Source organism: Pseudomonas sp. TR47, from assembly GCF_044143025.1.
In the GTDB taxonomy this organism is placed as follows: domain Bacteria; phylum Pseudomonadota; class Gammaproteobacteria; order Pseudomonadales; family Pseudomonadaceae; genus Aquipseudomonas; species Aquipseudomonas putida_E.
In genome coordinates, this window is the sequence record NZ_JBHFCS010000001.1 from 190139 (window position 1) to 203114 (window position 12976).

Genomic DNA, 12976 nt, shown 5'->3' on the forward strand with positions numbered 1-12976 from the left:
CGGCTACAACCGACCCGGTCATCGACCCGGCCGTGTTCAATTCAATGGGCGCATCCTTGCGCCGACGAGGCACTAGCCCGGTACGCGACGGATCTTCGCACCCAGCATCTGCAGTTTTTCTTCGATGCACTCGTAACCACGGTCGATGTGGTAGATGCGGTCGATCAAGGTATCGCCTTCGGCGACCAGCGCCGACAGCACCAGGCTGGCGGAAGCACGCAGGTCAGTGGCCATGACCGGTGCACCCTTGAGTGCCGGCACGCCCGTGACGATGGCGGTGTTGCCCTCGACCTGGATATGCGCGCCCATGCGGTGCATTTCGTACACGTGCATGAAGCGGTTCTCGAAGATCGTCTCGATGACCGCGCCGGTGCCTTCGGCAATGGCGTTGAGCGAGATGAACTGTGCCTGCATGTCGGTCGGGAACGCCGGGTACGGGGCGGTACGCAGGTTGACGGCTTTTGGCCGCTTGCCATGCATGTTCAGCTCGATCCAGTCCTCGCCGGTGGTCAGGTCGGCACCCGCTTCCTTGAGTTTTTCCAGTACGGCCTCAAGGATGGTCGGGTCGGTGTCCTTGACCTTGACGCGGCCACCGGTCACGGCAGCGGCAACCAGGTAAGTACCGGTCTCGATACGGTCGGGCATGACGCGGTAGCTGGCCGAGTGCAAACGCTCGACGCCATCGATGGTGATGGTGTCGGTACCCGCGCCTTGCACGTTGCCGCCCATGGCATTGATGAAGTTGGCCAGGTCGACCACTTCCGGCTCGCGTGCGGCGTTTTGCAGCACGCTGCGGCCCTTGGCCAGGGCAGCAGCCATCATGATGTTTTCGGTACCGGTCACGCTGACGGTATCGAAGAAGAAGTGCGCACCGCGCAGGCCGCCTTCAGGTGCCTTGGCCTTGATATAGCCGCCTTCGACTTCGATCTTTGCACCCATGGCTTCCAGGCCGCGGATGTGCAGGTCGACCGGGCGCGAACCAATGGCGCAGCCGCCTGGCAGGGCCACTTCAGCCTCGCCGAAACGGGCAACCATCGGGCCAAGCACCAGGATCGAGGCGCGCATGGTCTTGACCAGCTCGTAAGGTGCGACCAGGGTCTTGATGGTGCGTGGGTCGATTTCCACCGCCAGCTTTTCGTCGATCACAGGCTCGATGCCCATGCGGCCGAACAGCTCGATCATGGTGGTGATGTCGTGCAGGTGTGGCAGGTTGCCCACGGTGACCGGGCCGTCAGCCAGCAGGGTCGCTGCCAGAATCGGCAGGGCCGCGTTCTTCGCGCCCGAAATGCGGATCTCGCCGTCAAGGCGAGCGCCGCCAGTAATAATCAGTTTGTCCATTGGAGTCTCGCCGCCAAGTTGGCTCAGGTGCGCTCAGCCCAGGCTGCGCTGCTGAAAAATTTCATGGTTACCGCATGGATGCTACCGTTGGCGATCCAGGGATTAAGGTGAGCATAGATCGCCTGCTGACGCTTGACCGGGCTCAGGCCAGCCAACTCGTCGCTGATCACGTTCAACTGGAAGTTGCAGCCTTCGCCTTCAACTTCGACCCGGGATCCCGGCAATTTTTCTTCAAGGAAGCTCTTAACTTCTACAGCCTGCATGCTCAACCTCAATCGGCGCCCGATGCGCACGGGTCGGCCATCATACAAAAAAGCCCCTCGCCTGCGAAGCCCACCGAGGGCGTGCGCTGACCGAGGGGCCTCCATCAGTGGCAAGCCATCAGCCCGCCAGCACTTCATCGAGGTCATAGACCTCGGCAATTTCCCGCATGTCGTCGGGCATCCCGCGGACCTCGCAGGCCTTGCCGCCGGCCTGGCCATCGCGGATGAACGCCAGCAGCAGCGACAGCCCGACACTGGAAGACTTCTCCACCGCCGTGCAATCGATTATCAGGCGGGGCTCGCGGGAAGCTTCGACCAGGGCCTTGCCTTGCTTGCGCAAGGCCGGGCCGCTGCGGTAGTCCAGCACACCGACCAAGCGCAACACGCCCGGTTCGGCCATGTTCACGCCGCCCTCGCTCATTGCACAGCCTTGTCAGACGAAGTGTCGGCAGTCTGCTTGGCCTTGGCCACTTCGCCGGCCCAGCCGTCGATGGTCTTGTCCAGATTGTTGCCGTTACGCTGCATGGCGTCGGCGAACTGGTCGCGGAACAGCTTGCCGATGTTGATACCGTTGACGATGACGTTGCGTACCTTCCACTCGCCACCCAGGTTTTCCATGGTGTACTGCACCGGGTAGACGGCACCGTTATTGCCAGTCACCTTCATGCCGACGCTGGCGCGCTTGCCGTCATCGGCTTTGGCCGGGTCGACGGTAATGCCTTGGTTGTTGTATTCCAGCAGGGCGTTGCCATAGAACTGCATCAGGCTGCGCTTGAAGTTTTCCTGGAAGCGCTGCATCTGCTCAGGCGTGGCCTTGCGCGAGTACTTCACGGTCATGATGCTTTTCGAAATACCGTCGGCATCGACCACCGGACCAAGGATGCGGTTGAGCGCCTCGTAGAAGGCCTGCGGGTTGGACTTGTACTGCTCCTTGTTGGACTTGAGGTCACCCAGCAATTCATTGGTCGTGCCCTGCACCACATCGTGCGGAGACTGCCCGGGCGCTGCGAATGTCAGCAGGGGAAAGGCCGCCAGCAGGACCAGCAGGCCACGTCGCAGGATCGAAATCATGGAAACTCCTTAATTAGCCGGTTGTGCTTCTTTCGGTTCCTTGCCCACGGTATTGAGCAGGAACTTGCCAATCAGATCTTCCAGTACCAGCGCCGACTGGGTGTCATGGATGGTTGCGCCTTCCTTGAGCACCTCTTCCTCACCGCCGACACTGATGCCGATGTACTTCTCGCCAAGCAGACCGGCGGTCAGGATCGAAGCAGTGGAGTCCGTCGGCAGGTTGTCGACCTTGCCGTCCAGCTGCAGGGTCACCCGGCCGGTGTAGGAATCACGGTCCAGATCGATGGCGGTGACCTTGCCGATCGTCACACCGGCCATGGTCACTTTAGCTCTGACCGTCAAACCGGCGATATTGTCGAAGTAGGCATAAACTTTATAGGTATCGCTGCTCGGGCTGGCCGATAGCCCGCTGACACGCAGGGCCAGCAGCAGCAACGCCAGGATCCCGGCCAGAAGGAACAGGCCGACACCGATTTCCAGGGTGCGGTTTTGCATCAGAAATCTCCAAACATCAAGGCGGTCAGAATAAAGTCCAGACCCAGTACAGCCAACGAGGCATAAACCACGGTCTTGGTGGTGGCACGGCTGATCCCTTCTGAGGTGGGCTCGCAGTCATACCCTTGGAATACGGCGATCCAGGTCGTGACGAAGGCGAACACCAGGCTCTTGACCAGCCCGTTGAGCACGTCGTCGGTAAAGGAAACACTGTTCTGCATGTTGGCCCAGAACGAGCCTTCGTAGACGCCCAGCCAGTCCACAGCGACCCACGAGCCACCCCAGATGCCGACCACGCTGAAGATCAGCGCCAGCAGCGGCAACGAAATGAAACCGGCCCACAGGCGTGGCGCAACGATGTACTTGAGCGGGTCGACACCGATCATCTCGAGGCTCGACAGTTGCTCGGTGGACTTCATGTTGCCGATTTCGGCGGTCAGCGCCGAACCTGCCCGGCCCGCGAACAGCAGTGCGGTAACCACTGGGCCCAGCTCGCGCAGCAGGGTCAGGGCGACCATCTGCCCCACCGCCTGCTCGGAGCCGTACTTGGTCAGGATGCTGTAACCCTGCAGTGCCAGCACCATGCCGATGAACACACCGGACACCGCGACGATCGCCAGCGACAGCACGCCCACCGAATACAGCTGTTTGGTCAGCAGCTGAAAACCGCCGCCGATGCCGCCACGGCCGACCAGTGCATGGAACAGGAACAGGCAGGAACGCCCGAGCACGGCCAGCACGTCGATCGCCGAGCGACCAAACAGGCGGATACGTTCAAGCAAGGATTTTCTGCGCATCAACGCGCCCCCAACAGATCGGCGCGGTAGTCAGGCGCAGGGAAGTGGAATGGCACCGGGCCGTCCGGATCGCCCTTCATGAACTGGCGAATACGCGGATTGTCCGAGCCCATCAGCTCATCGGGCGTGCCCTGGCCCAGCACCTGGCCGTCACCCACTACGTAGATGTAGTCGGCGATACTGGCGGTTTCGGCCAGATCGTGGGATACCACGATGCTGGTGATACCCAGCGCGTCATTGAGCAGCCGGATCAGGCGTACCAGTACACCCATGGCGATCGGGTCCTGGCCGACGAACGGCTCGTCATACATGAGGATCTGCGGATCCAGCGCAATCGCCCGGGCCAGCGCCACGCGCCGTTTCATGCCTCCGGACAGTTCGTCGGGCATCAGGTCGATGGCACCACGCAAGCCCACGGCCTGCAGCTTCATCAACACGATGTCGCGGATCATCTCGTCCGACAGCTGGGTGTGCACGCGCAGCGGGAAGGCAACGTTCTCGAACACATCGAGGTCGGTGAACAGGGCACCGCTCTGGAACAGTACTCCCATCTGCTTGCGCGCATCGAACAGGTCGCTGCGCGACAGGCTCGGCAGGTTCTGCCCGGCAACCCATACTTCACCAATGGACGGACGCAACTGCGCGCCCATCAGGCGCAACAGCGTGGTCTTGCCGCAACCCGACGGCCCCATGATGCCGGTGACCTTGCCACGCGGAATGCGTATGTCGACATTGCTGAAAATGCTGCGCGAACCGCGCTTGAAGGTGACGCCCTTCAACTCGACCGCGTAGGCGCTATCCACACTCATCTAGACTCCTTGCTAGTACAGCCATGTCCTAATGGACGCCGGCCCTCATCTTGAAGACACACGCGCCCCTGGCGGGCCGAATAGCGGCGAACTATAGCACCGCTGACAGGGTGGCCCCAAGGCCATGGAGCGAGTCGTTCAGGCCAGCGACAGGCTTCGATGTCTTTTCATTGCACAATCGAAAGGGTGAGGCTTTCTTACATTGCGGCTATAATCGCCGCCTTTTCATCAGGCATTGCTTTTCGACATGAGCCAATCCAGTGAGCTGATCCAGTCCGCCCAGCGCACCCTGCGCCTGGAAATCGAGGCCGTACAAGGTTTGACGGCCAGCATCGATGCCAACTTCGTCAAGGCCTGCGAGCTGATCCTGGCGAGCAAGGGCCGCGTCGTGGTGGTCGGCATGGGCAAGTCTGGGCATATCGGCAACAAGATCGCCGCAACCCTGGCCAGCACCGGCACGCCGGCGTTTTTCGTGCATCCGGCTGAAGCCAGCCATGGCGACATGGGCATGATCACCCGTGGCGATATCATCCTGGCCCTGTCCAATTCCGGCAGCACCGCCGAAATCGTCACCTTGCTGCCGCTGATCAAGCGCCTTGGCATCGAGCTCATCAGCATGACCGGCAACCCCGACTCCCCGCTGGCCCAGGCCGCCGAGGTCAACCTCGATGCCCGTGTCGCCCATGAGGCTTGCCCACTGAACCTGGCGCCCACCTCATCGACCACGGCAGCACTGGTGCTGGGCGACGCCCTGGCCATTGCCCTGCTCGAAGCGCGCGGCTTTACCGCAGAAGACTTCGCCTTCTCGCACCCCGGTGGCGCACTGGGCCGCCGCCTGCTGCTCAAGGTCGAGAACGTCATGCACGCTGGCACCGAACTGCCCCAGGTACAACGTGGCACACTGCTCAAGGACGCCCTCCTTGAAATGTCCCGCAAAGGCCTGGGCATGACCGTGGTCGCCGAAGCGAACGGCACGCTGGCCGGGATCTTCACCGACGGTGACCTGCGCCGCAGCCTGGACCGCAACATCGACGTGCACACTACCCTGATCGACCAGGTCATGACCGTGCACGGCAAGACAGCCCGCGCCGAGATGCTCGCCGCCGAAGCACTGAAGATCATGGAAGACCACAAGATCAGCGCCCTGGTGGTGGTGGACAAGGACGACCGCCCGGTCGGTGCCCTGAACATGCACGACCTGCTGCGCGCAGGCGTGATGTAAATGAGAACGACGCAAATGACCCAGAACCTGATGCAGCGCGGCAAGGCCATCAAGCTTGCCGTGTTCGATGTGGACGGTGTGCTCACCGATGGCCGCCTTTACTTCCTCGAAGATGGCAGCGAATTCAAGACGTTCAACACCCTCGACGGCCAAGGCATCAAGATGCTGATGGCTTCGGGCGTGACCACGGCAATCATCAGCGGGCGCAAAACCCCGGTGGTCGAGCGTCGCGCAAAAAACCTCGGCATCCCGCATCTGTTTCAGGGCCGCGAAGACAAACTGGTGGTGCTCGACGGCCTGCTCGCCGAACTGGGCCTAAGCTATGAGCAGGTCGCCTATCTGGGCGACGACCTGCCCGACCTGCCGGTCATTCGCAAGGTCGGCCTGGGTATCGCCGTGGCCAATGCAGCGCCCTTCGTTCGCCAGCATGCCGACGGCGTGACCCAGGCACGCGGCGGCGAGGGCGCCGCTCGCGAATTCTGTGAGCTTATCATGCAGGCCCAGGGCACCCTGGACGCTGCCAACGCCAACTACCTGTAGGTTGCCCATGTTCAGCAAGAAAGCCCGCAATATTGCGCTGCTCGCGGTGATCGCCGCCCTGCTGGCGGCAATAGGCTACTGGAATGTCAGCCCCGAGAGCTTCCTCGACAAGCCGGTAGCGCAGGTCGACGAAAGCGCGATCGACTATTATGCGATCAACGCCCACAGCGTACAGTTCTTGCCCGATGGCAAGCTGCAGTATGAAATGACCGCCGACAAGGTCGAACACCTCAAGGCCACCGAGGTCACACTGGTGACCACGCCCGACCTGCATATGTACCGCGGCACCGAATACCCCTGGCACATACAGAGCGTGCGCGCCGAGGTCAACCCGGACGGCACCGAGGTCGAACTGATCGACAAGGTGCGCGTGGCCCGCACCGATGAGAAGCAGCGTGAGACCATCATTACCAGCTCACGCATGACCGTGTTCCCGCAGAAGCAATATGCGCAGACCGAGCAAGCCGTTAGAATCGACGGCGCCGGTGGCACAACTACGGGCAAAGGAATGAAAGCGTATTTGAAAGAAGGCAGGATGGACCTGCTCTCTAACGTAAGAGGACAGTATGAGGCTCGTTAAAACCCTCCCCCTTTTGCTCAGCCTGAGCGCAGCACTGGGAAGCGCGAGCGCCTTCGCCCTGCCGACCGACCGTGACCAGCCTATCCGCATCCAGGCCGACAACGCGCACCTGGACGACAAGCAAGGCGTAGCCACCTACACCGGTGACGTGATCATCACTCAGGGCTCGATGATGATCAAAGGCAATACCGTGACCATGACCCGCGCCGCCAACGGTGACATCGACGTGGTCACTTCGGTGGGCAACCTGGCCTATTTCGAGCAGCAGCAGAGCGCCGCCAAGCCTGACAAGATGAAAGGCTGGGCCGTGACCATCCAGTATCAGGCGCAAAAGGACACCGTGATTCTCACCGACCGCGCCAAGGTCGAAAACGAAGGCAACACCACCGAAGGCGAGAAGATCGTCTACAACACCAAGTCCCAGGTTGCGACCGCCGGTCGCGGCGGCAACGTGACCCAGCCACGTCAGCGCATCGACATGGTGATCCAGCCGAAGAAGAAGGCCGAGTAAATGGCAACCCTCAAAGCCCAGCACCTGGCCAAGAGCTACAAAGGGCGTCAAGTCGTGCGTGACGTCAGCCTGTCGATCGACAGCGGTCAGATCGTCGGCCTGCTAGGCCCCAACGGCGCAGGCAAGACGACCTGCTTCTACATGATCGTCGGCCTGGTCCAGGCCGACCAGGGGCGCGTGCTCATCGACAACCTCGATGTCAGCCATCAGCCCATGCACGGGCGCGCACGCGCCGGCATCGGCTACCTGCCGCAGGAAGCTTCGATCTTCCGCAAGCTGTCGGTGGCCGACAACATCATGGCCATCCTCGAGACCCGCAAGGAGCTCGACCGTGAGGGCCGCCGCAAGGAGCTGGAAAGCCTGCTGCAGGAGTTCCACATCAGCCACATCCGCGACAACCTCGGCATGAGCCTTTCCGGCGGCGAGCGTCGCCGTGTCGAGATCGCACGCGCCCTGGCAACCGCCCCCAAGTTCATCCTGCTGGACGAACCCTTCGCTGGCGTCGACCCCATTTCGGTCGGTGACATCAAGCAGATCATCCACCACCTCAAGGCCAAGGGCATCGGCGTACTGATCACCGACCACAACGTGCGCGAGACCCTGGATATCTGCGAAACCGCCTATATCGTCAATGACGGGCAACTGATCGCCGAGGGCGATGCGCAGACCATCCTGGCCAACGAACTGGTCAAGGAAGTTTACCTGGGTCACGAGTTCCGACTCTGATTCAGGGACGCGCCTGGAGCACTGGTTTTACAGCCTTGAATGGGCTTAAGTTGTTACAGTGCTCTAGGCAAACGCTACAATTTAAGGCATAAAACTTGCTTGAAATTGGCGCTCCGGCGCCCTCGTGTAGTGGATGGCGCGTGCGCGCCGGCGAACAAGGTATTAGCCCCTGCCATGAAACCATCGCTCGTCCTAAAAATGGGCCAGCAACTGACGATGACCCCGCAGTTGCAACAGGCCATCCGCCTACTCCAGCTCTCTACCCTGGACCTTCAGCAGGAAATCCAGGAAGCGCTGGAGTCCAATCCGATGCTCGAACGTCAGGAAGACGGCGAAGACTTCGACAACAGCGACCCGATGGCGGATAACGCCGAGAGCAAGCCGGCCGCCGAAGTCCAGGACAACAGCTTTCAGGAAAGCACCGCCAGTGCCGAGACCCTGGAAGACGGTGAGTGGAACGAGCGCATCCCCAATGAGCTTCCGGTCGACACGGCCTGGGAAGACATCTACCAGACCAGCGCCAGCAGCCTGCCGAGCAACGATGACGACGAGTGGGACTTCACCACCCGCACATCAGCCGGCGAAAGCCTGCAAAGCCACCTGCTGTGGCAACTGAACCTGGCACCGATGTCCGATACCGACCGCCTGATCGCAGTCACTCTTATCGACAGCATCAACGGCCAAGGCTATCTGGAAGACACGATCGAAGAGATCTGCGCCGGTTTCGATCCGGAGCTGGATATCGAACTGGACGAAGTCGAAGCGGTGCTGCACCGTATCCAGCAGTTCGAGCCTGCAGGCGTCGGCGCACGCAACCTGGGCGAGTGCCTGTTGCTGCAACTGCGCCAACTTCCGGCCAGCACACCATGGATGGCCGAGGCCAAGCGCCTGGTCACCGAGTTCATCGACCTGCTCGGCGGGCGCGACTACAGCCAGCTGATGCGCCGCATGAAGCTCAAGGAAGACGAACTGCGCCAGGTCATCGAGCTGGTTCAGAGCCTCAACCCGCGCCCGGGATCGCAAATCGAGTCCAGTGAGCCGGAATACGTGGTGCCCGATGTCATCGTGCGCAAGGACAGCGATCGCTGGCTGGTCGAACTGAACCAGGAAGCGATCCCGCGCCTGCGGGTCAACCCGCAATATGCCGGCTTCGTCCGCCGGGCCGACACCAGCGCCGACAACACCTTCATGCGCAACCAGTTGCAGGAAGCACGCTGGTTCATCAAGAGCCTGCAAAGCCGCAATGAAACGCTGATGAAAGTCGCCACACAGATCGTCGAGCATCAGCGCGGTTTCCTGGACCACGGCGACGAGGCAATGAAACCCCTGGTACTGCATGACATCGCCGAAGCCGTGGGCATGCACGAGTCGACCATCTCGCGGGTGACCACGCAGAAATTCATGCACACGCCACGCGGCATCTACGAACTGAAATACTTTTTCTCAAGCCACGTCAGCACCTCCGAGGGCGGAGAATGCTCGTCCACGGCAATCCGCGCGATCATCAAGAAACTGGTTGCGGCGGAAAATCAGAAAAAGCCATTGAGTGACAGCAAGATCGCTGGTTTACTGGAGGCACAAGGCATCCAGGTAGCCCGTCGCACCGTCGCCAAATACCGCGAGTCTCTCGGCATCGCACCGTCGAGCGAACGCAAGCGACTGATGTAGCCCCTCGGATCTGCCACAGCGTTTGTGGGGCAGGTGCAAGACCTGCCTCTTTATGCACGGGCAACAAAGGAGAAGCTGTATGCAAGTCAATATCAGTGGACAGCATGTAGAAGTCACCGAGCCGCTGCGCGATTACGTGCTTGAAAAGCTCGCCCGGGTGGAGAGTCACTTCGACAAGATCACCAACGTGCAGGTCATCATGAAAGTCGAGAAGCTGCAGCAGAAGGTCGAAGCGATCCTGCAGATTCCAGGCGGTGAAGTGGTTGCCAACGCCGAACACGAAGACATGTATGCAGCGATCGATGCCTTGGCCGACAAGCTCGACCGCCAACTGAAAAAACACAAGGAAAAACAGCAAAGCCTGCTGCAAGGTGCAGCCGCCCGCTGATCCCCTCATCCATGATCCGACTTGAAACCATCCTGACCCCCGGCCGTTCCCTGGTGAACGTGCCGGGTGGCAGTAAGAAGCGCGCCTTGGAAAAGGTCGCCAATCTGATTGCCGATCAAATACCCGAGCTGGAGATGCAAGACGTCTTCGAAAAGCTGATCGCTCGTGAAAAGCTCGGTTCCACAGGCTTCGGCAATGGCATCGCCATACCTCACTGCCGGCTCGAAGGCTGCACCTCTCCCGTCAGTGCCCTGCTGCACCTGGATGCTCCGATCGACTATGACGCCATCGATGGCGCGCCAGTCGACCTGCTGTTCATCCTTCTGGTGCCGGAGGCTGCCACCGACGCCCATCTGGAACTGCTGCGCCAGATCGCCAGCATGCTGGATCGCAAGGAAGTTCGCGAGCGCCTGCGTGCCGCCAACAGCAGCGAGGCCCTGTACCAGGTAGTCCTGGACGCACAGAACGAGCACTGAACATGCGCCTGATCATCGTCAGCGGCCGGTCCGGCTCCGGCAAGAGTACCGCCCTCGACGTGCTGGAAGACAACGGCTTTTACTGTATCGATAACCTGCCTGCCGGTTTACTGCCGCAGCTGGCGGAAAACGCGTTGATCCATACAGAGTTGCTGCAACCGAAAGTGGCAGTGTCCATTGATGCCCGCAACCTGCCCAGCCACCTGTCACGCTTCCCCGAACTGCTCGCCGAAGCGCGTGGCCGCCATATCCAGTGCGATGTGCTGTTTCTCGACGCCGACGAGGACACGCTGCTCAAGCGTTTCTCCGAAACGCGCCGGCGTCATCCGCTGACAAATGCAGATCGCTCACTGGCCGAAGCGATCCGCGTGGAAAGCGAACTGTTGGGGCCAATCTCCGACCTCGCCGACCTGAAGATCGACACTACCAGCCTCAACCTTTACCAACTGCGCGACTCGATCAAGTTGCGCCTGCTCAATCAACCTGAGCCGGGCACCGCATTCCTGGTCGAATCGTTCGGCTTCAAGCGTGGCATGCCGGTCGATGCAGACCTGGTTTTCGATGTACGCTGCCTGCCCAACCCGTACTGGAAGCCCGAGCTGCGTGAGCATTCTGGCCTGGATCAGCCGGTTATCGATTACCTTGCCGCGCAGCCGGATGTCGAAGAGATGTTTACCGATATCTCGACCTACCTGCTCAAATGGCTGCCCCGCTTTGCCGCCAGCAACCGCGCCTACGTCACCATCGCCATTGGCTGCACAGGTGGCCACCACCGCTCGGTGTACATCACCGAGCGCCTCGGCCAGCTGCTGCAACAGTCCTTGAAAAACGTCCAGGTCCGCCACCGCGACCTCTAGCCCACAGGATCCGCACCACGATGCCCGCCCGCGAAATCACCATCATCAACAAGTTGGGCCTGCATGCCCGGGCGGCCGCCAAGTTCGTCGGCGTAGCCGGGCGCTTCCCCTGCCAGGTGCGGGTGGGCCGCGCACCCGACAAGCTGGTGGACGGCAAGAGCATCATGGCCGTGATGATGTTGGCGGCAGGCAAAGGCACCCAGGTGCACCTGCACACCGAGGGTGAGCAGGACAACGATGCGCTGGAAGCGCTGGTAGCGTTGATCAACAACTACTTCGACGAAGGCGAATAAGCCACCCCAAATCCAGGCTGGCCTCATCGCCGGCAATGCCAATTCAAGACATCGCCGTATCCATCACCATCATCAGGCAAAAACCCACGCACAGCCCGAGGCTGGCCAAACGGTGATGCCCATTGCTGCGCGACTCGGGGATGATTTCCTGGGTCACCACCAACAACATCGCCCCTGCCGCACAGGCCAGGCCCAGCGGTAGCAGCAATTCGGCGACATTCACCAGCCAGGCACAGATCACCGCTGCCAGTGGCTCCACCAACCCCGACGCGGCACCGATCAGAAACGCCTTGAACCGCGGCATCCCCGCCCCTGCCAGCACCAGCGCAATGACCAACCCTTCGGGTACATCCTGCAAGGCGATACCCATGGCCAGGCTGTCAGCGTCGGCCATGCCACCGCCCGCCGAAACACCGATAGCCATGCCTTCAGGAATGTTGTGGGCGATGATGGCGATCACGAACAGCCAGATTCGCGCCGCGATCACCGGCTGCCTCTCGTTGCCGACCAAGGCCTCGGGCGAAGCACCCGAGACTTTCAGATCGACCACGAACAGGCACATCGCACCGAACAGTAAACCGGCACTGATCAGGCCTCCCGCGCCCCAAGGGCTGAAACCTATGGACTGAGCGGCATCCAGCCCAGGGATGATCAGCGAGAAAGCGGTGGCCGCCAGCATCACACCGGCCCCGAAACCCAATAAGGTATCGGCCAGGGCCACCGGCATGTTGCGAATCACCAGCACCGGTACCGCGCCCAGCGCTGTTCCCAGCGCGCACAATGCGCCGCCCTCAAGGGCACGCAACATGCGTGGGTCCAGGTCCAGCCAGGCGATGCCCCGGGCCACCAGCAGGGCTGTGCCAACCAAGAGCAGCAAAGTACCCAGCGCCAGCCGGAACAGGCGCACACTACTGACCGACATCACCTCTGAGCGCATACCGG

At 61.2% G+C, this 12976-nt stretch carries 18 protein-coding genes; 10 read left to right on the forward strand and 8 right to left on the reverse strand.

The features are described from left to right. Positions 1–72: 72 nt before the first annotated feature. From murA to ACEWE8_RS00920, 7 genes are all read right to left on the reverse strand, one after another. Complete coding sequence (murA, locus tag ACEWE8_RS00890; RefSeq protein WP_012316064.1) at positions 73–1338, reverse strand: UDP-N-acetylglucosamine 1-carboxyvinyltransferase; 1266 nt, start codon at positions 1336–1338, stop codon at positions 73–75. Between the two features lie 23 nt (positions 1339–1361). Then, the gene (locus ACEWE8_RS00895; RefSeq protein ID WP_003255121.1) at positions 1362–1601 is read right to left on the reverse strand and encodes a BolA family protein; all 240 of its coding nucleotides are present in this window, start codon (positions 1599–1601) and stop codon (positions 1362–1364) included. A 118-nt stretch (positions 1602–1719) separates the two neighbouring features. Continuing rightward, complete coding sequence (locus ACEWE8_RS00900; protein ID WP_039601751.1) at positions 1720–2022, reverse strand: lipid asymmetry maintenance protein MlaB; 303 nt, start codon at positions 2020–2022, stop codon at positions 1720–1722. Then, the gene (locus ACEWE8_RS00905; RefSeq protein ID WP_046784443.1) at positions 2019–2672 is read right to left on the reverse strand and encodes a phospholipid-binding protein MlaC; all 654 of its coding nucleotides are present in this window, start codon (positions 2670–2672) and stop codon (positions 2019–2021) included. The genes ACEWE8_RS00900 and ACEWE8_RS00905 overlap by 4 nt, the downstream gene beginning before the upstream one ends. Before the next feature lie 9 nt (positions 2673–2681). Continuing rightward, complete coding sequence (gene mlaD, locus ACEWE8_RS00910) at positions 2682–3167, reverse strand: outer membrane lipid asymmetry maintenance protein MlaD (protein WP_012316067.1); 486 nt, start codon at positions 3165–3167, stop codon at positions 2682–2684. Continuing rightward, a complete protein-coding gene (gene mlaE, locus ACEWE8_RS00915) occupies positions 3167–3964 on the reverse strand; it encodes a lipid asymmetry maintenance ABC transporter permease subunit MlaE (protein ID WP_012316068.1) in 798 nt (265 codons plus the stop codon). The genes mlaD and mlaE overlap by 1 nt, the downstream gene beginning before the upstream one ends. Next, the gene (locus ACEWE8_RS00920; protein ID WP_039601753.1) at positions 3964–4773 is read right to left on the reverse strand and encodes an ATP-binding cassette domain-containing protein; all 810 of its coding nucleotides are present in this window, start codon (positions 4771–4773) and stop codon (positions 3964–3966) included. The genes mlaE and ACEWE8_RS00920 overlap by 1 nt, the downstream gene beginning before the upstream one ends. A gap of 247 nt (positions 4774–5020) precedes the next feature. Between ACEWE8_RS00920 and ACEWE8_RS00925 the strand changes: the two genes are divergently transcribed. From ACEWE8_RS00925 to ACEWE8_RS00970, 10 genes are all read left to right on the forward strand, one after another. Beyond that, positions 5021–5995 carry an SIS domain-containing protein gene (locus ACEWE8_RS00925; RefSeq protein ID WP_046784444.1) on the forward strand — a complete coding sequence of 325 codons (975 nt, stop codon included), beginning with the start codon at positions 5021–5023 and terminating at the stop codon, positions 5993–5995. A gap of 15 nt (positions 5996–6010) precedes the next feature. Beyond that, positions 6011–6535 carry an HAD family hydrolase gene (locus tag ACEWE8_RS00930; RefSeq protein WP_039604821.1) on the forward strand — a complete coding sequence of 175 codons (525 nt, stop codon included), beginning with the start codon at positions 6011–6013 and terminating at the stop codon, positions 6533–6535. A gap of 7 nt (positions 6536–6542) precedes the next feature. Next, positions 6543–7115 (forward strand): LPS export ABC transporter periplasmic protein LptC, encoded by a 573-nt coding sequence (gene lptC / locus ACEWE8_RS00935; RefSeq protein WP_039604820.1) that lies wholly within the window; start codon positions 6543–6545, stop codon positions 7113–7115. Then, the gene (lptA, locus tag ACEWE8_RS00940; protein ID WP_012316073.1) at positions 7102–7626 is read left to right on the forward strand and encodes a lipopolysaccharide transport periplasmic protein LptA; all 525 of its coding nucleotides are present in this window, start codon (positions 7102–7104) and stop codon (positions 7624–7626) included. Before lptC ends, lptA begins: the two co-directional genes overlap by 14 nt. After that, positions 7627–8352, forward strand: a complete 726-nt coding sequence (gene lptB, locus ACEWE8_RS00945) for an LPS export ABC transporter ATP-binding protein (RefSeq protein ID WP_046784445.1) — start codon at positions 7627–7629, stop codon at positions 8350–8352. A gap of 174 nt (positions 8353–8526) precedes the next feature. Next, a complete protein-coding gene (locus ACEWE8_RS00950; RefSeq protein ID WP_039602457.1) occupies positions 8527–10020 on the forward strand; it encodes an RNA polymerase factor sigma-54 in 1494 nt (497 codons plus the stop codon). Positions 10021–10099: 79 nt separating this feature from the next. Next, positions 10100–10408: a ribosome hibernation-promoting factor, HPF/YfiA family gene (gene hpf, locus ACEWE8_RS00955; RefSeq protein WP_012316076.1), complete on the forward strand. Its 309-nt coding sequence runs from the start codon at positions 10100–10102 to the stop codon at positions 10406–10408. An 11-nt stretch (positions 10409–10419) separates the two neighbouring features. Next, positions 10420–10884, forward strand: a complete 465-nt coding sequence (gene ptsN / locus ACEWE8_RS00960; RefSeq protein WP_039602459.1) for a PTS IIA-like nitrogen regulatory protein PtsN — start codon at positions 10420–10422, stop codon at positions 10882–10884. 2 nt (positions 10885–10886) lie between these two features. Further along, a complete protein-coding gene (rapZ, locus tag ACEWE8_RS00965; RefSeq protein WP_012316078.1) occupies positions 10887–11741 on the forward strand; it encodes an RNase adapter RapZ in 855 nt (284 codons plus the stop codon). 20 nt (positions 11742–11761) lie between these two features. Then, positions 11762–12034, forward strand: a complete 273-nt coding sequence (locus ACEWE8_RS00970) for an HPr family phosphocarrier protein (RefSeq protein ID WP_046784446.1) — start codon at positions 11762–11764, stop codon at positions 12032–12034. A gap of 43 nt (positions 12035–12077) precedes the next feature. Here ACEWE8_RS00970 and ACEWE8_RS00975 read toward each other — a convergent pair whose 3' ends face one another. Continuing rightward, positions 12078–12971 carry a ZIP family metal transporter gene (locus tag ACEWE8_RS00975; RefSeq protein WP_039602462.1) on the reverse strand — a complete coding sequence of 298 codons (894 nt, stop codon included), beginning with the start codon at positions 12969–12971 and terminating at the stop codon, positions 12078–12080. Positions 12972–12976: the final 5 nt, after the last annotated feature.